General features: G+C 41.7%; 15 protein-coding genes, 1 pseudogene and 1 riboswitch. Of the genes and pseudogenes, 11 read left to right on the forward strand and 5 right to left on the reverse strand.

The window, feature by feature from the left end; genetic code table 11:
* Window positions 1–62 precede the first annotated feature (62 nt).
* The 7 genes and pseudogenes from ACU6U9_RS06625 (at window position 63) to ACU6U9_RS06655 (ending at window position 9,532) form a co-directional block, all read left to right on the forward strand.
* Window positions 63–356 (forward strand): c-type cytochrome, encoded by a 294-nt coding sequence (locus tag ACU6U9_RS06625; RefSeq protein ID WP_446734262.1) that lies wholly within the window; start codon window positions 63–65, stop codon window positions 354–356.
* Window positions 357–388: 32 nt separating this feature from the next.
* Window positions 389–989 (forward strand): annotated as a pseudogene (locus ACU6U9_RS06630) (c-type cytochrome).
* A gap of 93 nt (window positions 990–1,082) precedes the next feature.
* Entirely contained in the window at window positions 1,083–2,429 is a 1,347-nt protein-coding gene (locus ACU6U9_RS06635) for an IS1182 family transposase (protein WP_446734001.1), read from the forward strand.
* 476 nt (window positions 2,430–2,905) lie between these two features.
* Entirely contained in the window at window positions 2,906–6,085 is a 3,180-nt protein-coding gene (locus ACU6U9_RS06640; protein ID WP_446734263.1) for an ATP-binding protein, read from the forward strand.
* A 227-nt stretch (window positions 6,086–6,312) separates the two neighbouring features.
* On the forward strand, window positions 6,313–6,945 hold the full coding sequence (locus ACU6U9_RS06645) for a thiol:disulfide interchange protein DsbA/DsbL (RefSeq protein ID WP_446734264.1): 633 nt from the start codon (window positions 6,313–6,315) through the stop codon (window positions 6,943–6,945).
* A gap of 2 nt (window positions 6,946–6,947) precedes the next feature.
* Entirely contained in the window at window positions 6,948–7,757 is an 810-nt protein-coding gene (locus tag ACU6U9_RS06650) for an endonuclease/exonuclease/phosphatase family protein (protein ID WP_446734265.1), read from the forward strand.
* Window positions 7,758–7,885: 128 nt separating this feature from the next.
* Entirely contained in the window at window positions 7,886–9,532 is a 1,647-nt protein-coding gene (locus ACU6U9_RS06655; RefSeq protein ID WP_446734266.1) for a GGDEF domain-containing protein, read from the forward strand.
* On the opposite strand, the gene ACU6U9_RS06660 is transcribed toward ACU6U9_RS06655, so the two are convergent.
* Complete coding sequence (locus tag ACU6U9_RS06660; RefSeq protein WP_446734267.1) at window positions 9,529–10,551, reverse strand: AraC family transcriptional regulator ligand-binding domain-containing protein; 1,023 nt, start codon at window positions 10,549–10,551, stop codon at window positions 9,529–9,531. The genes ACU6U9_RS06655 and ACU6U9_RS06660 overlap by 4 nt on opposite strands.
* A gap of 303 nt (window positions 10,552–10,854) precedes the next feature.
* Between ACU6U9_RS06660 and ACU6U9_RS06665 the strand changes: the two genes are divergently transcribed.
* The gene (locus ACU6U9_RS06665) at window positions 10,855–12,840 is read left to right on the forward strand and encodes a hypothetical protein (RefSeq protein WP_446734268.1); all 1,986 of its coding nucleotides are present in this window, start codon (window positions 10,855–10,857) and stop codon (window positions 12,838–12,840) included.
* A 39-nt stretch (window positions 12,841–12,879) separates the two neighbouring features.
* Here ACU6U9_RS06665 and htpX read toward each other — a convergent pair whose 3' ends face one another.
* Window positions 12,880–13,770: a protease HtpX gene (gene htpX, locus ACU6U9_RS06670; protein ID WP_446734269.1), complete on the reverse strand. Its 891-nt coding sequence runs from the start codon at window positions 13,768–13,770 to the stop codon at window positions 12,880–12,882.
* Window positions 13,771–13,972: 202 nt separating this feature from the next.
* Between htpX and ACU6U9_RS06675 the strand changes: the two genes are divergently transcribed.
* Both ACU6U9_RS06675 and ACU6U9_RS06680 read left to right on the forward strand, forming a co-directional pair.
* Complete coding sequence (locus tag ACU6U9_RS06675; RefSeq protein ID WP_446734270.1) at window positions 13,973–15,355, forward strand: DUF4856 domain-containing protein; 1,383 nt, start codon at window positions 13,973–13,975, stop codon at window positions 15,353–15,355.
* Between the two features lie 71 nt (window positions 15,356–15,426).
* On the forward strand, window positions 15,427–16,632 hold the full coding sequence (locus ACU6U9_RS06680; RefSeq protein ID WP_446734271.1) for an imelysin family protein: 1,206 nt from the start codon (window positions 15,427–15,429) through the stop codon (window positions 16,630–16,632).
* Between the two features lie 49 nt (window positions 16,633–16,681).
* Here ACU6U9_RS06680 and ACU6U9_RS06685 read toward each other — a convergent pair whose 3' ends face one another.
* Complete coding sequence (locus ACU6U9_RS06685; protein WP_446734272.1) at window positions 16,682–17,563, reverse strand: sterol desaturase family protein; 882 nt, start codon at window positions 17,561–17,563, stop codon at window positions 16,682–16,684.
* A 115-nt stretch (window positions 17,564–17,678) separates the two neighbouring features.
* Here ACU6U9_RS06685 and ACU6U9_RS06690 point away from each other — a divergent pair, with 115 nt between their 5' ends.
* The gene (locus ACU6U9_RS06690) at window positions 17,679–19,877 is read left to right on the forward strand and encodes a TonB-dependent receptor family protein (RefSeq protein WP_446734273.1); all 2,199 of its coding nucleotides are present in this window, start codon (window positions 17,679–17,681) and stop codon (window positions 19,875–19,877) included.
* Window positions 19,878–19,951: 74 nt separating this feature from the next.
* Here ACU6U9_RS06690 and ACU6U9_RS06695 read toward each other — a convergent pair whose 3' ends face one another.
* Together ACU6U9_RS06695 and ACU6U9_RS06700 are read right to left on the reverse strand one after the other, a co-directional pair.
* Window positions 19,952–21,280: a Na+/H+ antiporter family protein gene (locus ACU6U9_RS06695; RefSeq protein ID WP_446734274.1), complete on the reverse strand. Its 1,329-nt coding sequence runs from the start codon at window positions 21,278–21,280 to the stop codon at window positions 19,952–19,954.
* A 122-nt stretch (window positions 21,281–21,402) separates the two neighbouring features.
* Window positions 21,403–22,035: a trimeric intracellular cation channel family protein gene (locus ACU6U9_RS06700; RefSeq protein WP_446734275.1), complete on the reverse strand. Its 633-nt coding sequence runs from the start codon at window positions 22,033–22,035 to the stop codon at window positions 21,403–21,405.
* A gap of 140 nt (window positions 22,036–22,175) precedes the next feature.
* Window positions 22,176–22,264, reverse strand: a riboswitch (glycine riboswitch).
* Between the last annotated feature and the right edge of the window lie 105 nt (window positions 22,265–22,369).

A 22,369-nucleotide genomic window follows, 5' to 3' on the forward strand; every position in this document is an offset into this window, starting at 1 on the left:
ATGCCACAAATTTTATGTGGACCTGCAAGCCAAACTTAATATTGGCACGGAGAGAGAGAGCCATGAAAAAGATACTAGGATTAACAGCTGCACTTATTTTGTCAGCATCTACCCAAGCGTTTGACGTTGAGGCTAAGTATAACCAAGCTTGCGCCGCTTGCCACGCAGTAGGTGTTGCTGGAGCCCCAAAAGCGTTTGATTCTGCTGCTTGGCAGCCTAGAATGGCGACAGGCATCGATGCGCTCGTGAAAAGTGTCATCCAAGGTAAGGGTGCTATGCCGCCAAAGGGTCTATGTATGGATTGCTCAGCTGAACAATTTAAAGCTTTGATCGTATATATGAGCAAAGCGAAATAAACTAATTTCATTCGTATTTAAGGTAGTGATTCATGAAAAACTTGGCAATTAGCTTGATGTTGTCTTTGGGTTTAGTTGCAGGCGCACAAGCAGGCGATGCCCAAGCGGGTAAAAAAATCGCTGGTGCATGTGCGGCTTGTCACGGCCAAGGCGGCAACAGTGCAGCAGCAAGCTTCCCTAAGATCGCAGGTCTTGGTGAAAAATACATCCTAAAGCAATTAATGGAGTTCAAAAAGCGGAGCGCGTGATAACGCCATCATGAAAGGCCAAGTTGCGGCCCTTAGCGATGAGCAAATGGCGGATTTAGCTGCGTACTTCGCAGGTAACAAGCGCACCGTGGGTTATGCGGCAAAAGATAAAGTCGCACTTGGTGAGAAAATTTACCGTGCAGGCAACCTAGCCACAGGCGTACCGGCTTGTTTAGCGTGTCATGGCCCTAATGGTGATGGTATGGAAGCCGCAGGTTTCCCTGCTCTTGGTGGCCAGCATGGCGACTACATCAAAGCCCAGTTGGTAAGCTTCCAAGAAGATAAGCGTAACAATGATGCAAGTGCGGTTATGCGTGATATTGCCGGCCGTATGTCGAACAAAGAAGTCGCGGCTGTTGCTGCTTACATCCAAGGCCTTCACTAGCCTTAAGATGTAAACAAAAAAGGTGGCCTAGGCCACCTCAGACTGCTGACAAAGTCCTCGCCTTTTTAGGTGAGGATTTTTTATAATAGGGCCATGCTAAATGACCGCCCCCAAACACAGTCGCAACTTGAGTTCGTTTCCATTGACGAGCTTGTGCCTAATGACCATCTTCTGCGCAAGATTGAGCAGAAAGTGGATTTCAGTTTTATTCACGATTTAGTCAAAGACTTTTATAGCCCCAATAACGGCCGACCGGCGTTAGATCCCACTTTGATGTTCAAATTATTATTCATCGGCTATTTATTTGGCGTGCGCAGCGAGCGCCAATTAATCCGCGAGGTTCAGGTTAACGTGGCCTATCGGTGGTTTTTAGGTCTTGGGTTAACCGACAAGATTCCCGATGCCTCCACCTTAAGCCAAAACCGTATTCGACGGTTTAAAGAATCCGATGTCTATCAGCAGATTTTTGATGAAATCGTGCTGCAAGCCATGAAGAAGAAGCTGGTGGGCGGAACCACCCTTTATACCGACTCTACTCATTTGAAAGCCAACGCCAATAAAAACAAGCACATTAAAGTGCAAGCACAAGCTGAACGCCAAGCGTATATGGATGAGCTGGATAAAGCGGTTGAGCAAGACAGGCTAGATCACGGAAAAAAGCCCTTGGCGTCGCGGTCAGAGACGCCCAATAAATCGAGAGACATCAAACAAAGCACCACAGACAAAGACAGTGGCTACATGGTGCGTGATAACAAGCCAAAGGGGTTTTTCTATTTAGACCATCGCACAGTTGATGCACGCTGCAACATCATTACCGACGTACACGTCACAGCGGGTAATGTTCACGACAGTGTCCCGTATCTAGCAAGACTCGACAGACAGGTGCAACGTTTTGGATTTAATCTTCAGCATGTGGGTTTGGATGCTGGGTATTTTACCGCAGCGTTATGCAAAGGCATCGAAGATAGAAACCTTTATGGTGTCATGGGCTACAGACGACCCACGCATAAAAAAGGGTATTTCTACAAAAACCAATACGTTTACGATGAAACACAAGATCTCTACACCTGCCCACAAGGACAGAATGTTTTTTATCGCACCACCACTCGAGAAGGCTATCGCCAATATCATAGCGACGCAAACGCATGCCAACACTGCCCAGACTTAACGCGCTGTATCAACAGTCAAAATCACACAAAAGTGATCACGCGGCATGTTTGGGAAGGCAGCAAGGATAGAATCAACGAACACCGCTTAACAGACAAAGGCAAACTACTTTACGCAAGGCGAAAGGAAACGGTGGAAAGAAGTTTTGCAGATGCCAAACAATTACACGGCTATCGCTACGCGCAATTTCGAGGCAAACACAAAGTGCAAATGCAGTGCTTAATGACGGCCGCTGCGCAAAATATGAAAAAGATCGCATTAATGGCAGCGTAAAGCGCTTTGCATTAAAAATGCCTGTCAGAAAAGCCTTATCAGGCCAAACTAAAGCTCGATAAGTGTGGGTGGAATATTAAATTGAGATATATGAGGTGAGAATAAATTGAGCAAGGAGGCGCTTAAATTGCCCTGAAATGAATAAACCCCAGTGAAAACACTGGGGTTTATCAGCAGTCTGAGGTGGCCTAGGCCACCTTTTTTTATGCCTAAAAAATATTTATTGCACTCACTTAACGTTTTTATACGAAATAGCTTACTGAAGCGCTCTTAACCTCGCAGTGTTTCCTTTTTACATTCTATTTTGCATCCCAAATCGATCTCTTTTGTACTTCTCATGCAGTTACTATAAATAGCGTCTAGTCTTACCTTTAAGGAATTAGCCGATAGCCTACGTTTGTCATTCCAGTATTTGATCCACGCCTGAGAATCGGATCATAAGTAAATTGATGCTTATCTCGACCATTTGAGCCTGTATGCACATAACGATTGCTCCTAAAGTAATATTCACAGCACTCCTCCTAATGGCCTTGGGTTATGCCGGTAACTACCTAGCGTTACCCATTGCTTATGGCGTCGCCTTTATCTTTGGTAGTATTTTCAGCCTTATTGCTATTGTGATTTTAGGCAGTGGTTGGGGGTTGTTGGTATCGATCATTGTTGCCAGTTATACATTCTTTTTATGGAACCACCCTTATGCAATTATTATTTTTGCCATAGAAGCGGTTTGGGTTGGTGTCGCTTTACGCCGAGGGCATACTAATTTAGTCATGATAGATGCCTTTTATTGGCTTTCATTAGGTTCTATTTTAGTGGTCATTTTTTATGGTGTCGTTATGGGTTTAGGCGCCCAATCGGTCTTGGTGATCGTACTCAAACAATCGATTAATGGTTTATTCAATACCTTAATTGCAAGCTTAATTTTATATATTCCTGCCATTCGCAAACAGAGCAAACATATATCCTGCGTTTATAATTATAAAAATATGATCTTCAATGTTATTGCCGCTTTTTTGATGATTCCTACCCTTTCCTTACTGCTGTTTCATAATTACCGAGAAAACGTAGTGCTTAATCAGCAGGCTGTTGTGAATGTGCAGGCAGAAGCGCGACAGCTTGAAAATGAAATATCGCTTTGGGTGAATCGTTATTTAAGAGCGGTAACCACAATTGCACAACTGCCAGATAGTTTTGGTCTGCAGCCTTCACAAGATACCCAAGAAGAACTGGCTCGAATCAAAAATTTGTTTCCAGATTTTATTAATGTCTATATTGCCAATGAAGAAGCCATCACTGTTGCATTTTATCCAAATATTAATTCACGTGGTGAATCCACAATAGGACTTAATTTTTCCGACCGCCCATATTTTAAAACGTTAGCCGCCTATGGTGAACCTGTTGTCAGCGATGTGTTTATGGGACGTGGTGGAACATATGAACCCATTATTACTGTTTCTGCACCAGTTATGAAAGGCAACACGCTTTCTCACTTTGCACTTGGTGCAGTTAATTTACAGCAGGTAAAAAAGAACTTAAGCGTGTATGGCTCTAAAGATTTATTATTAATTACATTGCTCGATAGTAATGACAACATAATTATTTCGAATGACCCCAATCGAAAATCATTACAAAAATCCACATTATTTACCGGCAGTAAAATAAATACAGATTTAGAAAATGTCTACCTGCATGTACCTGGGGCGGCGAGTAATATTTCTATCATGAAAATTTGGAAAAATTCGTCGTACTTTTCTAGTCGACCTATTGCAAAAACCAATTGGTCGCTACACGTGGAATATCCGTTAGCGCCTATGCAGGCAGCGCTTTATACTTCGGCCATTAACGGATTAATCGCCGTTGCGATTTTATTTATACCAATGTTGTTCATTGCGTTTGCATTAAGTAGAACACTTACGAAACCTCTTCAAATATTGGCCCGTATTTCAGCCGATTTACCTAATCAAATTGAAAATGATAAAAAAATTATTTGGCCACAAACAAACATAGAAGAAGTGGCAAAGCTAGTTGCTAATTTTCAAAGCGCTTCTCATGCATTAGGCAACAAAATAGGCATATTAAATAATCGTTTATCATTAGCAACGGATTCTGCAGGCATTGGGGTTTGGGATTACTACATCAAAGAAAACACACTTATTTGGGATAAATGGATGTATACCTTGTACGGCACAAGTGAAGATCAATTTAACGGCGCATATGACGCTTGGCAGAATGGTTTACACCCTGATGATTTAGAATATTGTGATACGGCTATTCAATTGGCATTAAACAATGAGAAAGATTTTGATATTGATTTTAGAGTGATATGGCCCTCTGGTGACGTTCGCTATATTAAAGCCAATGCTCAAGTGCAACGAGATAAAAATGGCCAAGCCGTGCGAATGATTGGGATTAATTACGACATTACTGATCGTAAGCAATCCATTGAAAAATTAGAGTATGCGGTTAAAAAAGCAGAAGTGGCTAACGAAGCAAAAAGCGAATTCCTTGCAAATATGAGCCATGAAATTCGCACACCTATGAATGGCGTCATTGGTATGACTAATCTCCTGTTGCGCACCCAATTAAACAAACAGCAACATAATTTTGCGAAAACGGTTAAGTCCAGTGCAGAATCTTTATTAAGTATCATTAATGGCATATTAGACTTTTCTAAAGTAGAAGCGGGTAAGCTCGAATTGGAACCTTTGGATTTTGATGTTAATCAATTAATGAATGACTTAATGGCCGTAATGAGATTTCGCACAGAAGAAAAAGGGTTGTTATTAACATGCCCAGAGCATGGCGATGATCAATATTGGTTACATGCTGATGCAGGACGAATCCGTCAGATACTGATTAATCTTATCGGTAATGCCATTAAATTTACTGCGGAAGGTGAAATTAAGGTCTCATATAACCTGCAACCAAAAGAGAATGATCAGGTTTTGTTATCAATTGAAATTAGCGATAGCGGGATCGGCTTAAGTGAAGAGCAACAGCGCACACTGTTTGATCGATTCAGCCAAGCCGACGGATCAACCACCCGCCGCTATGGCGGCACAGGACTTGGGTTAGCCATTAGCAAGCAATTGGTCGAATTAATGGGTGGAGGCATTGGTGTGAACAGCACCCTAGGTCAAGGCTCCACGTTCTGGTTTACCTTGAGTTTAGCGAATAGTAAGCCCCCTAAACCATTATTAAGCGCAGAAAATAGCCAGTTGAGAGAAGGCAATGCTACCAGTAACCGTGATTTTGATGTCCAAGCATTACCACAGTTCTCAGGTAAAGTGCTGGTGGTAGAGGACAATGCGATCAACCAAATGGTGGCTCAGTGTCAGTTAGAAGATTTCGGTGTCGACGTTGAATTAGCTGACAATGGCAAAATTTCGTTAGATAAGCTTGAGAGCACAGTTTATGACCTTGTTCTTATGGATTGCCAAATGCCAGTAATGGGGGGCTTTGAAGCCTGTGGTTTGATCCGTGATCCTAATTCGAAGGTACTTAATCACGGTATTCCGATTATTGCCATGACGGCTAACGTGATTAAGGGGGATCGAGAAAAATGCATAGCGGCCGGCATGAATGACTATATATCTAAACCGGTGGACCCAGAGCAGTTAGCCCACATACTGAACAAGTGGCTTCCTAAAGCATAACGCTTTTGACAATAAAATTAGTCTCTTACCCTGTCATAACCTTGAGTTCGATTCGATTACGCCTTATCCAAAATGATGGCGCAACAGTGGGTTTATGCCGCATTTTGTGACTTATAAAAAAGAAATCAGCGGAACTTAACCTCAAGCTCTTGTTCAAAACCCTCTCTCCTATTAGGCTTAGCGCCAGATACCTATAACTCGAATTTAACACCACCAAGGACTTGTATATGAAATTGCGCAACCTTGCCCTTACAGCTTTGCTTATGGCGACAGCGGTATTTAGTCAGGCAGACCAATATGTAGCGGGCAAACATTATAATGTGTTGGCTAACACTACGTTGCCTCGTAACCCAGAAAAAATAGAAGTAGTTGAAGTATTCTGGTATGGCTGTGGCCACTGTAACCACTTCGAACCAACGGTTAATGCATGGAAAAAATTTATCCAAGCGGATGTTGATTTTTACCAAGTGCCTGCGCAATTTAGCCGTCAGTGGAAAATTCACGCAGAATTGTTTTACCTAACGCATGCACTAAAAGTAAATGAAAAAGTACACCAGCCAATTTTTGATGCCATTCATAAGCAGCGTAATCCTCTGCTAGATAAAGACGATCAAAAAGCGCTGCTTGCTAAATATGGCGTAAGCGAAGCAGATTTTGACAAATACGATGACTCTTTTGGTGTGCGTCGTCAGTTGAAAAAGGCCGATGAAATGGTACGCACATGGGCCATTAGCGGTGTGCCAGCTGTCATTGTGAATGGCAAATATATGGTCAATGCGAGCTCGGCGGGTGGCGAAGAAAAAGTCTTTGATGTTGTGAACTTTTTAATCGAACAAGAACGTAAAGCATTGAAAAAATAACCATGATAAAACAGGGTTCAGCGGCAAAACCTTTGTGTTGTTTACAACTATCAGATTTTGAAACAACGAACCCTAGCTGCTTAAAGCTGCTGAGTTTTAATATCCAAGTCGGTATTGAAACCGGCAGTTATCATCACTACCTCACCAAAAGCTGGCAGCACTTTTTACCCATTAATAAACGAAAGTTAGCGTTGATGCGAATGGCACAAACCATGTCGTATTTTGACTTTGTGGCCATTCAAGAAGCAGATGGCGGCAGTTTTCGCTCTGGCTTTATTAATCAAATTGAATTTCTGGCGCGCAAAGCAGGATTCCCGTTTTGGTTTCAGCAACTTAATCGAAATTTAGGGCCAGTCGCCCAACACAGCAATGGTGTACTTTGTCGTAGCAAACCCACCAAAGTTGAACGCCACAAACTACCGGGCATTTTGCCTGGGCGTGGGGCGATCTTTTTATATTTCGGAGAAGGGCCAAATTGCTTACTTGTCGTGGTGATGCACCTTGCGTTAAGCAATGGCGCACAAAACCGTCAATTGAGGCACATTTGCAACTTAATAGGGGCTCACCAGCATGTGGTGCTGATGGGCGATATGAATACGCATGCTGAGCGGCTGTTAAACGTAAGCCCATTAAAAGACTTACCATTGCAGCCCGTGGTTGAAGGCCTACAAACTTTCCCTAGCTGGAAACCCTTACGTGGTTTAGACCATATATTGGTCAGTGACAGCGTAAACGTTAGGCAGGTGGGTGTATTAGATATCCCTGTGTCTGATCACCTCCCCATTGCGATGGAAATCGAATACCCCAGCTAATATTCAGTAGTCCACTCCCCACTTTGTTGTCGTGATATTACCAGTTTAAACATACAATTGATGATTGCGCATCTTCAATGCAGCAAGCTTGAAATCCTCCCCTATACTAATCAAATAAGGGGGAAGCTATGAGCACAGATAGCGATCGTTGGAAGAATAAATACCTTAATCTCATTGATGAAAATGAAAAACTCGAGCAGAGCTTTGAAGACAGCATAGGCCAGCTGCGTCGGGCCATTATTCGCTTATCGATCACGGCCGAGGGTCGAGATGCGGACATGGACAGTCAGCTAGAGTCCATACGAGACCTATTGCGTACCGATCAGCTGTCAGGCTTGTCGCGTATTCTTGAGCAAATAGAGTCCGGTTTTGAACGCTGGCAAGCGCGCCAAGAAAGCTTTCAAGGCCAAATTACCCAAACCCTAATTGATATCGAAACCACCCACCAACTGCCCAAGCAGCTTATGGGTGAGCTGACGAAAGTGCGTAAACAAGTTCGTCAAACGGATAAAGTAGATTTACTACTCGCCTTTACCAGTGTTATTGCTCAATGGGCTGAGGCACTTGCCAACACTGGCTCGACTCAAGACATGAGCCAAACCAGTGGCTTTTTTAGCCGTTTATTTAATAAAGAGCAAAGCACACCCATCGTTGATCGTGATGATACTCATGACAATAACGATGATGAATCGTCATACCATATTCCAGAAGCCGCCGAAAAAGGCCTGCTCAGCATCACCTCCGAAACCAGCAAAGTACTCGAAAGCCTCATTCCTAAGTTAACGCTGCCCAATACCGAACAACCAAGAGCCATACACTTATTAGGCAAGGTACAAGAAGGGTTAAACCTTTATGAAATTGTGCCTGCCCTAGAGGTATTAGCTGAACTGGTTATTAGTGCCCTAGGCACAGAGCAAGAAGAATTTGATACCTTCTTAAAAAGCTTAAACGAGCGCTTAAGCGAGCTACAAAATTGGTTGTCTCAGGGGCAAAGTTTAGAGCAAGGTTTTAAATCCGCGTCAAAAGACTTTGACGACAAAATGCGCGGACACCTTGATGACTTAAAACAAGTCCTCAAAGAGGGCACAGACAGTCCCCAAAACTTAAAAGGTTCGGTCAGCCAGCAATTAGACCGTGTGTTTGCTACGTTGGACATATTTAAGCATGAACAACAAAATCGTGAAAAAACGTTTGAGCAACACATCAATGAGTTAAGCGATCGCTTAATGAAAATGGAAGGCGAGCTTGAGACGGCAAAAACGCAGCTCAACAAAAGCCAAGCAAAAGCCATGGTCGATAGCCTGACCAAATTACCTAATCGAGGTGCGTACGATGCGTATATTGTAAAAGAGCATCAACGATTTGTGCGTTACGGTGGTGAGCTTAGCTTGATTGTGTGTGATGTGGATAAATTCAAAAATATTAATGACAGCTACGGCCACCAAGCGGGAGATAAAGTGCTGCAATTGATAAGTCGCCAAGTGAAAAAAGGCACCCGTCAAACCGACTTATTAGCACGTTACGGTGGTGAAGAGTTTGTGGTGATTTTGCCGAACACCGATATAAAATCAGCTTATCAAGTATCTGAAAAAATTCGACAACAAGTCGAAAATTGTCCGTTTCATTTTAAAGGGGAAAGAGTTCAAATTACGCTGTCATGTGGTGTTGCGAGTTTTAGTGAAGGTATGACTCATGAGCAAGTATTTGAACGGGCTGATAAAGCACTTTATCAAGCAAAAGAAAATGGTCGAAATAAAAGTGTGATTGGTGATTAGTCTATGCTTTCTTTTATAAATTTATCAAAGGTATGACCATTCCATCTTTTAAACGCTTTAGAAAATGAACTTAAGTTAGAGTAACCAAGCTCTTCACTAATTTTTGTTGCTGTGAGTTTATACTTAGCTAATCGCTTCGACTCTTGTTTTAAATAGGTGTCAATTATTTCGTTGTATGAAGTCCCCTCTAATGCAAGCCGTCTCCTTAACTTACTGCTGCTTATTTCAAAGTAATCACATGCAACTGAAATTTTTAATCTTCTAGGTTTTTCAGTCTTTGAAAGAAGATGTGATAATTGTTCGGAATAACGGCCATTTTTTATTTCATTCATTCTATTTTTTGCAAGATATATACTGTAGTTCAGTAATTCTGGGTCAGGGTTGTTCGTTTTTAACGACAGTATTGATGTCGGAATAATAAGTGCATTATTAGAGCAATTGAATTCTATATTGGTATTTAACAAGTTGCACATTGCAACTTGATCTTCTTTTGTTGGAACAAATTTAAGTTCAATTTTTGAAATTTCAATTTTGTCATGATCAAATGAGTTTAAAACATATCTACAAATACTAATAAAACCAGAAATATATTTTAATAAAATAGGCAGGATCTCTTTTTGACTAAATTGCTTATTATCATTAATAATAATTTTACAATATCGTTCGCCTACTTCGGTTGATATCAGTATTAGGTCCGTCATAAGAAGTTCGTATCTTATTGCTCGTGACAGAGATTCCCCAAGGGTATAGCAATTACTCAATATTGATCCAATAACGCCATAATCAGAAATATGAGTGTGTAAACCAATTTTACAGGGAAGTAGTATTGACTCATTCTTGTTTAGTATTGATTCCCATGCATGTATTAATGTCGAGGCTGGAATGTATTTCAGATTTGTATCGATATATGGGTATTTAATGCCTTTTTCATCAAAATAGCGTTTCATTAATTTGAATTCGTTAACAGTTATATAGTTCTTTTTAGGCCTGTTATCGAGATCATTCTCATTTCTATTCATGCATGTATCAACTTCATTGCTGTTAACAGTAAAATACTCTGTTTTATTTTGAACGTTCAATGATATAGAGAAAATTATCTTTCTTGTTGTCTTTTCGTGTATTTAAGGTTGTTTTTTGGTGCTAAAAAAATGGGACATTGTTGTCAGTTGGTGCCAAGCGTTTGTTATTTGAGCCAAATGGGGTTTGGAATCACATTATCTTGAAAATTCAAGATTTATAGTCCCGACAGGTGGTGAGATAAAAGACTATTTTTAGTCAAATTTTGCTAAATATTAAACGACTTAATAAGTAAAGCTTACACAATGAAAATATTAATAAAAAATGTATGCCTAATTGCAATAATTGCAATAATTGCACTAACAGGGTGCGGAGGATCAGATGAGACGTCTAACGAATCACCAAAGATAATAAACGAAAACGATATTATTGAAGAAACACTAGAAGATGAGATTATAGATGAGTCAATCCAAGATGAGATTGAGGATAATCCAGCCGAAGATAATCCAGCCGAAGATAATCCAGTCGAAGATAATCCAGTTGAAGATAATCCAGTTGAAGATAATCCAGTCGAAGATAATCCAGTCGAAGATAATTTACCTGAAGATGATCCAATTGAAATGGCTATGGCAAGGGCATATAAAAAAGATGGTAGCCCTATCTTTTATAAATCATTAAAAAGAAAGCAAGATGATGATATATCTGCTTCAAATCATATTAAAATGAACTCGTCTCGTATTAAATATGAAACAGTCAATAAAATATCCAGTTCAAACATTAATATAACCCACAGTGATAGATATAATGTTAATGATGTAAGGGTGTCTTACGATAAATCTGGGGATTTTGTTTTAGAGAACTATACGAATAGATATTTTAAATCTATTTTAGTGAGACAAAGTAGTGGTAACTATTATAAATTAAAATTTTTATCTCCAATATCACCTTATACAAAAAATATACTTGATGTATCAAAAAATAATATTACTGAATATGTTGAGACATCTATTTTATTCTCTCCAAATTTGTCTTTTTCTCGTTCAACATGGGGTAAGTCATGTGCAGATGCTAAATCAGATAATCCTAATAAATGGAGCTGTACCGATTATCCAACAAAAACAGAAAGTAAAATATTAGGTGCGCTTTTAGCAAATATTAAATATTTTATGAATTCTAAGCATTTTCTTCCAACGCTTACAGATTATGCATATGGACAAAGATATTTAAATAGAGTGGTTTTACCAAACGGAAAAGGTTGCGTTAATTCACTTTCATGCAAACCTTCATCTGAAATGAACCATCATTTACTTAAGTATTTCTTTGTTATAACTCAGCAAGGCCGTGATTTTAATATGGGAAGACTTAAAAACAAAGCAATAGGTTGGCAGGGTGTTGGTGCTGGGACGTGGTCTGCGCCTACAAATAGCAGTACAACTGTTAATGGCTATGTCGGCATACGAGCGTTAGATCATATAGATAACTTTAAGGCGGGTTTATATAATACTGCTTTACATGAAATAGGTCATGCTCATGGCTATGCTCATGGTGGTCATTTTACGTATGGTTATCCTGATTATTATAATAAACATATTTACAGCTTGATGTTGGAAGATAGTTATAACAAAGAAGAATTACCCGCATTAATATTTGATATTAAGCAAATAAATGGCAGGCTTTATGAAATCGATCTTTTTAATACAAATAAAGAAGTTGATAATAATGTAAAAGTAGAAATAGTTGGTTTAGGTAATATTGATGCTAGAATTAGCTATAAAGAATCAGAATCAAAAGCGTTTGTTAAGTTCAAGTCCGAACCTGATAGTAGGGTATTCATTAGGGTATCTAATTCGTTAAATGATCAAGTGCAATCTAAAGAAATAAAATTAGCATCCTTTTATACCAATGATACATTGGTAAAAAGAGACAGCAAAACGTTTTATACTAACGCAACTTCATTGGCAAGTGAAACCGCACAATTCAATGTTATAGATAGCGAAGGCTTAAAAACCATAAGTGATTCAGTAACTAAATATGGTGGGGATTTTAAAAATAATTATCTGAATTTATCGAAATTATGCCAAGATTTAGATGATAATATGCAGATCGTAAATTTAGCGGATATTCAAAATCATTTACTTGCAGAGGGTGATTTAAAGTTAAAGAATAAGGGCAGCGGGAAATACTTGGTAGGAACGGGTATTTATAATATCGATACCCATGTGTTAAAAAGAGTGTCTACTAGAGATATTTTAGATTTAGATTTTGGGTTAGTTTGTAAGCAATCCAACTAAAAAACTAAAAAGAGCCCAATTGGGCTCTTTTTAGTTTGATTACCCTGCGTAGCGCTGCTTTAACGCAGCAATACGCTTATCTAGCGGAGGGTGACTCATGAATAAGCCGCCTAATGCATTCTTTAATTCACCACTGATACCAAACGCCACCATTTCATCTGGCATGTCACTTGGCTGATTGTATTCATCTTGCAAGCGAGCAAGTGCGCTTACCATGGCCGCAGGGCTGACCAGCTCGGCACCGGCAATGTCGGCACGGTATTCACGGCGGCGACTGAACCAATACACAATCGTACTGGCTAAAATGCCCAAAATCATTTCCGCTACAAAGGTTGCGATATAAAACCCAAAGCCAGGGCGTCCACTGTCATTTTTGAGTACGGCTTTATCTACAAAGTTACCAATGATGCGAGCAAAGAACATAACAAAGGCGTTCACGACACCTTGGATCAGTGTAAGCGTAATCATGTCGCCGTTGGCAACGTGGCCAATCTCGTGCCCCAAAACGGCTTTTACTTCTTCACGGCTCATTTTATTTAACAAACCAGTGCTCACCGCCACAAGGGCATTATTACGGTTCCAGCCGGTGGCAAATGCGTTGGCCTGTGGGCTAGCAAAAATACCCACTTCAGGCATGCCAATACGGGCTTTTTGTGCAAGCTCTTTTACTGTACTAAGCAACCATTGTTCATCAGCGTTGCTGGCTTGCTCGATTACTTGAACCCTCATGCTGCGCTTTGCCATCCACTTAGAAATAAGCAGAGACACCACAGAACCCGCCATACCAAACACTAGGCAGAAAATAAACAGGTTGCTGTAATCCAACCCTTGGCTGGTCATATAGCCGCCGACGCCTAACAAGCTTAAGGTGACACTGGCGACCAGTATCACTGCAAGGTTAGTGGCTAAAAATAAAAGTATGCGCATCATCGTTAAGTTGTCCTTTGTGAACTTGAAGACAATATGCGGCCAAGGCGCCCGAACTTCAATGGCAAATAGATGAAATTATGGCGTATAAGTTCCAAGATATCCCTCAATAATAATAGGAATACATTTCATTTGTATTGCTAGTCTAATACTAATTGATTATGATTCTCTTTACAGTTCTTAACACGATCAAACAGGTATCGAAATGAAATTAATTAAAGGTGCTGCGCTTGTAACCGCGATGGGTATGCTGGCTGCTTGTGGCAGTAGTTCCGATTCAGATGATAAGACTTCTGATACTTATACCTTCCCTAGTAAATTAAACAGCGGAGAGTCGTCCGTTAGCTATACAGGCCAACAAGCTCGTCAGCTTTTGATTGGTGAACTAAAAAGCTTTATCGCGTCTGATGCTTTGCAGGTTAATAACGTAGGCACGAAAGCAGAAGCGCTAGCAAACCTTAACCGTATTTACACAACCGGTGTAAGCGATAGTGGTGAAAGCCTCGCTGAATCAAACATATATGGCGCAGGTGTTGTAACAGATATCAGTATTTCTGTTGATGCCCCATTAGCCCTTGTACAAGCCAATTACAGCGATGTGTTTGACGCGGCAGGTGAAAAGAATTTAAAAGGCAAAATAGCGGGCACGGATAACGATTTATCTATGAGTGCGTTTATTGGTTGGGATGTCGTCGCAGACGAGCAAGCTAAACCGGATGCGCTTATCCAAGCATGGTTTGATGAGATAGCCACTTTAGCAACCGACGGCAATGCAGCGACAACTTATGTCAATGCTGATGGTCATGATTTAAACCAGCTTGTTCAAAAATTCCTATTTGGTGCGGTAACGTATTCTCAAGCGGCGCGTGATTACTTGAAAGCAGACAAAGGCTTGTTAAAGCAAAACACCACAGCGGATAAAGAAGGCAAAGCCTACACGTCTTTAGAACATCAATGGGATGAAGGTTTTGGCTACTTTGGTGCCGCCACTCATTATTTGTCTAAAACAGATGCTGAGATTAAAGCAAATGCTGTGATTGACGCCAATGGCGATAATCAAGTTGATCTATTTGCAGGTGAATACAACTTTGGTTTAGCGGTTTATGCAAGCAAGATGGACCTAAAAACAGGTTCGACCGATTACAGCAAGCAAGCAATGGATGCGTTCATTGAAGGTCGCAAATTGATACAAGCTAACTTGGGTACAGACCCTGTTGCGGGTGAAGGCTATCATGTTGAATTGGTTAAAATTGCAGAGCGTGCACTTGCGGCCATGGAAAATGTGATCGCAACAGCGACTATTCACTACATCAACTCAACCATTTCAGATGTTGAAGCGTATACAGGTGATATTAGTACCGTCGCTAAGCACTGGTCAGAAATGAAAGGCTTTGCATTGAGCTTGCAGTTCAGCCCGATTGCTAAAATCTCAGAAGCTGATTTGATTGCAGTACACGATTTAATCGGTACTGCACCAAAAACAGCTGTAGATGCAGACACGGATGCTTACATTGTTCAATTAAAAGCGGCCCGTACTAAGCTGCAAACGGCTTATGGCTTTGATGCCGAAGCGGTTAAAGCTTGGTAATAACCTAGCCAATTAAGTGTTAAAATTTAAAGGCCGTCTTGTACGGCCTTTTCATGTTTAAGGTGATATCGATGTTTAAAAGCGTATTGGTAGTGAGCAGTGCATTATTATTAACGGCCTGCGGTGGTGGGAGCGGTTCAGGATCGTCTGCGCAATCGGATGCTTGTGTGGGTCGGAACTCAGCTGCGTTTAATTGCTCAACCATGTTAACCGACTTGGTGGTGAAAGGCGTAAGACCGTTAGTGGCTGACTTAAAAACACAACTTACCCAGTTGGATACAGACACGATTGCTTATTGTGCTGACATCGATAGCGCAGCTAATTTAACAACGGCACAAAATTCTTGGCTGGCGGCTATGGCAACGGTTGAGCAGTTACAGGCGATGGAATTTGGCCCCAGTGCCAATACTGAAAGTGGCTTAAGCTCTTTTTATACATGGCAAGAAGCCAGCCCATTAAGTATTGATTTAGCGATTGCGGCTAACGCACAAACTTCTGCGGGTTTATCGAGCATTAATAATCGTAAAGAATTGACCGCTATTGAATATATTTTATTCTCACCAAGTACGATTACTAACACCACGTCTACTAATCAAAATATGCAAGACTGGATTGCAGCAACGGGTAATGTCGATGCAAATATTCAAGGTGATCGCTGCGATTACGCAAAACTGGTGACGGCGAATTTGGCTGCAAAATCTGTGACGTTTGAAAATAGCTGGAATGCTTATCAATTGAGTTCAGAAGCTGACACATTACAGTTGGCGGCTAACGAAGTGACGGATGCTATGTTTTTTGCAGACAAGCAAATTAAAGATGCAAAAGTAAAGGCTGCGTTACCTCAATCAACCACGGGCGTATTTGATGCCTCGAAATTAGAATCTCAATTTGCAAACGTATCAAAAGAGCATTTAATAAATAACCTGAAGGGTTTGAAGCGAATCTTTACAGCGGATAATGGTCAAGGTTTAGATGATTATTTGGTTGCACTAAGTGAAGCAGGTTTAGCCACTGATATGCTTACGCAAATAGATGACGCTATCGCAAACCTAAATGCAATTGAAGGCACGCTAAATACTGCGGTGACCGCTGGAACATCTTTTTCAGATTGCAGTACGCTCGCGAATAATGCCAGTAGTACTACTGGATTGTCTGATATTGAAGAGCTATGTAAATTTCAATACACGATCAAACAATTCACCGATACGTTAAAAGGAGTTTTTATTCAGGCCACACGATTTGTCACACCAGCATCGGCAAGCGGCGATAACGACTAAGACTTTTTAAATATTTGAAGATGAAAAAAATCGGCCTTGGCCGATTTTTTTATGAGTCGCCTTTCCACTTTAATGGCTTTAAGAGCAATTGATGAGACAGGCTTTGCGGCAAATTAGGTAATGTGTTTGTGGTCTTGCCCGTTAACCAGCTTCTGTTCAGTTGATCCCATAAGGCTAAAAAGGAACCATAGTTTTTATTCATGGTTTTAAGGCCATGATGTAATTGGTGTTGGGCTGGGCTGATCAATATTTTTTCAAGCCAACCATAACGCAGCGGTATGTGACTGTGACGTAAATTTGCCCCCAGAGTATTAAAGACGATCACCCAAAGGCTCGCTCCCCAAATCTCTAAGCCACTTAATTGAAATCCCAGTGTGTAAAAAGCGCCCCCCGCACAAAGGCCGTGTACAAGGCTTGCGCGTAATTGATACAACAATGACTCAAGCGGATGCAAGCGATAGGTCGTAAATGGCGTGAGTGACGTGGCACTGTGATGCACTTGGTGCAAACGCCATAACCATTTAAATTGATGCATGCTTTTATGTAATAAAAACCGGGTTCCGTCATCTAAGATAAATAAAATTAAGGTATAAGTGATTAACAAACCAAGTGAATATTGAGCCGCTTGCGGCTCATTGGCTGGTGCAAATAACGTTAAACCTTGGTAGGTAACTTGGGCCACATCAATGGCAAATGCGAACCAAGCAATGCCGATGGCTAAAAACAGTAACCGATTAAAAACAAGAAAAAAGTAATCTTGTTGAGTTGAGTGATTCCACCAATAGGATGTGTTGAAGAACTCTTTCACCTGAGCTTGGCGCGCGTGCCACTTAAAGCTTGCCCACACCAAGATGATGAGAATCGTACTCACCCAATAGCCATAAAACGTGCGCATGGCGGGGTCGAATAGCCAGTCAAAAAGGTTATCCATTTCAACAGCCTTTCATAAAATAGAATGAGTGAATTTTAACCTAAAACCAATGTAGATTCATTCGTATTTGTGTTTAAATTGCGCCTTGTCATTTTAGTTGTAAGTGGTTGTTCTAATGAATAAATGGGCCGCGGTATTATTGAGTTATCCCCTGTGTGTATCCGCTGACGATGCCGTTAAGCTTGATCAAGTTTATATAACGGGTGGTGCCAACAAGATTCAAACTCAACCAGGCAGTGCAACGTTAATTGATGATGTCGCATTGGAGCAGTTCGAGTACACGGATATCCATCGTATTCTTAATGAAGTGCCTGGTGTCAATATTCAAGAAGAAGACGGCTATGGTTTGCGCCCTAATATTGGTATGCGTGGCAGTAGCGCTGAGCGCAGTAAAAAAATCACGATCATGGAAGACGGCGTATTAACCGGCCCAGCGCCCTATTCTGCCCCTGCCGCTTATTATTTTCCGAATGTGTCGCGCATGAGTGCGGTTGAAGTATTCAAAGGCCCCTCTGCTATTCAATATGGCCCAGCCACTGTAGCGGGTGCGCTCAATATGGTCAGCCGGCCGATTCCTTACATTAATAGTGGCGAAGTGGATGCCCAATTAGGCAGCTTTGGCTATCAGCGCTTAAATGCCTATTACGGTGGCCAACAAGGTGATGTGGGCTTTTTGATCGAAGGTTTAACGTTGTCAGCGGACGGCTTTAAGGACTTAGATTCTCAAGGCACCAGTGATGGACCTTTTGATGGCGATACTGGTTTTGAGCGTAACGACGTGAATATAAAAAGCAGTTACGACTTTAATGATCAATACCGTCAGCGAATCACCCTGAAACTAGGTTATGCCGATGAAACCAGTCATGAAACCTACGTGGGTTTAAGCCGTGATGATTTTGATGCAGACCCTTATCGCCGATATGCGGCCAGTGCACTGGACAACATGCAGTGGGAGCACACACAGTTTCAACTTACTCATGTGATAGAACCTACGACCACCAGCCAAGTCACAACCGATGTGTATCGCAATGCATTTAGCCGTGATTGGTTTAAGTTAAACAGTTTTAATGGCAGTAATGTGGCCAGTATTGAAGAGATTTTACGTAACCCTAATACAGGTAATCATTTAGGTTTCTATGAAGTGTTAACGGGTAAGAGCTTAAGTAATACGGCCGCTGAGCAATTGCTTATTGGCAACAACGGCCGCGACTTTGTTTCTCAAGGTATTCAAACCCGTTACAACCTTGATAGCCAATTATTCGGCATCCCTCAACAAGTTGAAGTGGGTTTTCGTGTGCATCAAGACGAAATTGAGCGTAATCACACACAACAAGCTTACGATATGACGGTTAATGGTTTAGTGACTGCAAGTGGATCAAGTTTACAAACCAGCACAAAAAATACGGGAGAAGCGACCGCAATTGCTGCGTATATCAAAAATGACATGTCGCTTGGCGACACCACTTTAAGTGTGGGCTTACGCAGCGAAACTATCGAAACCACGTTGACGAACCATTTAACCAATGACGTTAAAAAAGCCACTGAAAGTGTATTAGTACCAGGTGCGGGCATTTTTACCCAACTAAGTGAAAACTTTGGTGTGTTGGCTGGTGTGCATAAAGGCTATGTGGCCACGGCACCAGGGCAAGAAGGTGATATTGATCCAGAAGAAAGCATCAACTATGAATTTGGTTTTCGTGTTAGTGGGCAAAACAACATTGAAGTCGTGGCGTATGTGAATGATTACAGTAATTTAAAAGAATCGTGTAACGCCAGTAATGGTTGTAGCACCGCGCAGCTAGACAGCGAATTTAACGGCGGTGAAGTGTTTGTGTACGGTGTTGAGAGTCATTGGAAAACGGCGTTTCAGTTAAACGACGCAATGCGCACACCGCTTACCGTTACTTATACCTTTACTCAAACAGAATTTGAAAACAGCTTTCAAGATGTGTCCGGTGTTTTTAAACAAAAAGGCGCAACGGTCGAAAAAGGCGATGAACTGGCTTACGTACCGGCTCATCGACTCAATATTAAAACAGGTATCGAAGCTGAAAAATGGCAGCTATTAGTATCGGCACTTTATCAAAGTGACATGCGCGGTAATGCGGGCCAAGGGTCTATTGCAGCGGAAGATAAAATAGATGCATATGCGGTATTTGATTTAGCCGCGAATTATAAGTTACGTCCAGAACTAACCTTATACAGCACCATTGATAACGTCTTTGACGACGACTACGTGGTCGCGGGCCAGCCAATGGGCTTTCGTCCGGGCAAACCTCGGTCTGCTCATGTTGGTGTGAAGTATCAGTTTTGATTAAGTAATTCGACTTGGGTTTACCATTAAACGGCTTTAACACTTTTGTGTTAAAGCCGTTTTTTTTGCATGGTTTATAGCACCATGGCCGCAACCCAACCCGCTGCTAATAACGGTAAATTAAAATGAATAAACGTGGGGATAACCGTATCGCTAATGTGATTGTGTTGGCCATCTGCGTTTAAACCTGCGGTTGGCCCTAAGGTGGAATCTGAGGCGGGTGAGCCAGCATCTCCTAATGCACCCGCTGTCCCAACTAACGCAACGATAGCTAAAGGGCTAAAGCCTAACTGAATACACAAAGGCACATAAATAGCGGCGATAATAGGAATCGTCGAAAACGACGAACCAATCCCCATGGTCAACACCAAGCCGACTAACAATAATAATAGCGCAGCGAGCGCTTGGTTGTTACCAAGCCAATCAGCGGTGCCGTTTACTAAACTGTCGATGTGACCTGTGGTTTTAATGACTTCTGAAAAACCAGATGCTGCGATCATAATAAATCCGATCGATGCCATCATTTTCATACCATCTACTAACACACCATCGGATTCACGCCAGTGGATCACACCCGTAGCCGAGAACAATAAAAATCCCGCCATCGCGCCCAATACCATTGAGCCCACAGATAACTGAACGACAAATGCCAACACAATAGCGGCACCAGCGACCCATAATGATTTAGGGTTAAATGTTTGTTCGTCCTTGGTGGTTATGTTTTGTTGACTGATTTCGTAACGGCGCGGTTTACGGTAACTAAATAAAGCGGCAATCAGTAATCCAACTAACATACCAAGAGCCGGAATAATCATCGCACTGACAACAGAAACGCCCTGCGTATCAAGACCAGCGCTATTGACTTTTGCCAGTAAAATTTCGTTTAAATAGATGTTGCCAAACCCTATGGGTAAAAACATATAAGGTGTCACCAAACCAAACGTTAATACACAAGCCACTAAGCGACGGTCTAGATTTAAACGCGTCATAACCAATAATAAAGGAGGTACAAGAATCGGAATAAATGCGATATGAATGGGCACAATGTTTTGTGAGCTAACAGCGATTAACATCAAGCCAATCAATAACCCATTGCGTAGCCAAAATGTATTTCGCTCAGATGCGTTTTGCTTGCGATCAACAAGAGACAAAATCTTTTTTGCCAATATGTGCGGCAAACCAGACAAAGAAATCGCAACAGCAAAACCACCCAACAAGGCATAACTTAAAGCGATGCCTGCACCGCCGCCAATACCTGCATTGAAGGCTTTAAGGGTAGAATCCACATCCATACCGGCGACCCAGCCACCCACAAAAGCCGCGACAATCATCGACAGCATGACATGCAATCGCGCCACGCTTAAAGCAAGCATTAAAATTACAGCCACTAACACAGCGTTCATATCGTACCTTTAAAAATTGAGATGAGGTCAAGTAATCGACCAAGTTGTTAATACACACACAATAACTTAACCGGTTTAAGCCAAAGGCCGTGTACCGTTGTGCGATAGGCTTTAATCAATACTTAAACACTATTATCGTTTCTCCAACGCTCAGGGGCATAACTAAACGTTGGTAGCTGCCAGTGCCAGCGTAACGCACACATGCGCAGTAATAGGCCCACGCTAAATGCAGCCAACATAATAATGTCTTCGCTAATATCTAAGGTTTGCAGTTGTAAATACATCAAGGCGACGATCAGAGCCACGCTTGCGTATAACTCTCTGTGTAATACCTCTGGTGGGCGATTACACAATAAATCACGCAAGATACCGCCAAAGATACCGGTGATAATACCTGCCATAACCACAATAGGAGGCTCATACCCTAGGCCTTGGGCCACATTGCAACCGATTAGCGTAAATGCGACCAGACCGATGGCATCCAAAACTAAAAACAATTGCTGCAGTTTATGCACGAACTTAGCAATCACAATGGTGAACAAGCCAGCGCCAATGGTCAGATAAATGTATTGCGGGTGCTGGGTCCAATTAACGGGGAAATTGCCCAATAAAATATCCCGCACCGTACCGCCACCTAAAGCTGTCAGAAAGGCAATTAAAGAAACGCCAAATAAGTCCATATCACGTCGGCCCGCAGCAAGGGCGCCGGTCATGGCTTCAGCCGTAATAGCAATAAGATAAGCAAGGGATAGCATACAGAATACTCATGTCTGCAATGCCCTCCCCCTGTCCGGTTACCTGAGAGTTTAGCCATCACACCTGAGTGATGATTTGCTCCGTCGGTGGATTACCAAAACCATAATCGGTTTGAGTAATCGCTCTCCAGTTAGCGATTTCAGATTCTGCAGTCCGGGTGCCTGAGCGTTTATGGGAGTTTGCGCCTTCGGCGGGCTCATAAAAGAGCCTCTCTCCTGCAGATGGCGCGCATTGTAAAGATAGCGCTATCAACACACAAGGGCTCAGTTAGGACGCTTGATGTTGTCAGCCTTAATATAAACGGGTTAGAAGCGGTCTAATACAGCGTATGAC

Source organism: Pseudomonas sp. HK3 (genome assembly GCF_052920985.1).